Here is a 260-nt window from a genome sequence, read left to right as displayed (position 1 = left end):
CTCTTTTTCTTTCGCTGCTAGTATTTGATCAATGTTTTTGATTGATGAATCAGTGTGCTTCTGCACTTCATCTTCACTACGGCGAACATCATCTTCAGTACATGCTTTTGCTTTTTCAAGCTTCTTGACTTCACTGATTGCGTCGCGACGAACGTTACGAATGGCAATACGACCATTTTCCGCTTCGTTACGTACCACTTTGATAAAGTCTTTACGACGTTCTTCAGTTAACGAAGGCAACGGAATACGCAAAGTTGCAC

Annotated in this window: 1 protein-coding gene; it reads right to left on the bottom strand. The window is 41.5% G+C overall.

Features of this window, described 5'->3' with window-relative positions:
• The coding region (locus tag AAEZ02_RS22850) for a ribosome-recycling factor (protein WP_351125396.1) at nucleotides 1–260 on the bottom strand (260 nt) is incomplete at both ends.

It is taken from the genome of Shewanella sp. T24-MNA-CIBAN-0130 (assembly GCF_040310185.1).
GTDB classification, from domain to species: Bacteria; Pseudomonadota; Gammaproteobacteria; order Enterobacterales; family Shewanellaceae; genus Shewanella; species Shewanella psychromarinicola.
This window is presented reverse-complemented; position numbering and strand designations above follow the sequence as displayed.